The following is an 841-nucleotide window of genomic DNA, read 5'->3' on the forward strand; positions in this document are numbered from 1 at the left end:
GAGGTGTGGGACAGCATCAAGCTGGTCCAGGCGATTCTTGAAGACCCGCTCAAGTTCGCCGAGCAGCTGGGCGATCAGGCCGCCAAGTTGGCGCAATTGGCCACCGACACGCCCAAGGTCATGGAACAGGCCATGTTGCTGGCCAGTGACGAGGCCGCGCTGTACCTGATAGTGCGCACGGCGATGCTCTGGCTCGATGCGCTGCCCCCCGGCGAGATGGCCGAGAAGGCAGCCGGGTTTGCGGTGTCGTTGCTGATTGACCTGGTGATTGGCGCGGTCTTGACCATCGCATTACCCGCGGCGGGCGTGGCTTACCTGGGGTTGCGCCTGGTCAAGTACGGCGCGCAGATCCTTGATGCGGCGGTGGGTTTTGTTAAGAGCCTTTTGGCGATTCTGACGAAGTTCATGCAGGCGGTGGATCGCTACAAGGCCGTGGCGGTTCGCGGCGTGGTCGGCGGGCTGAAACAAGGCACGATGCAGATGCGCTGGCGGGCACGGCAGAACGCGGTGCTGACGCAGAAAGAGCATGTGGATGATGTGCCTGCGTCGGGGAAGAACCAGAACGGCGATGCGGCAACCTGTTCGGCGACTACGTGCAAGAACGGCTGCCCGGTGTCGATGGTCACCGGCGAGGAATTGCTCACCCTTACCGATGGCACGCTCGATGGGATATTGCCATTTGAGTGGACACGGCTGTATCGCACCAGCGCCGTGGAAGTGGATTGCGGGTTGGGGTTCGGCTGGAGCCATGCGCTGGCGCATCGGCTTGTCGTTTCTGGTGATTCGGTGGTGTGGACGGATCATGAGAACCGCTCGACTGAGTTTCCGCTGCCCACTGCCG

At 62.3% G+C, this 841-nt stretch carries 1 protein-coding gene; it reads left to right on the forward strand.

Translation table 11 applies throughout. The features are described 5' to 3' along the window. A partial coding sequence (locus HX792_RS23195; protein WP_256349886.1) for a DUF6531 domain-containing protein occupies nt 1-841 on the forward strand: 841 nt, incomplete at both ends.

The organism is Pseudomonas sp. B6002 (genome assembly GCF_013385985.1).
Taxonomy (GTDB): domain Bacteria; phylum Pseudomonadota; class Gammaproteobacteria; order Pseudomonadales; family Pseudomonadaceae; genus Aquipseudomonas.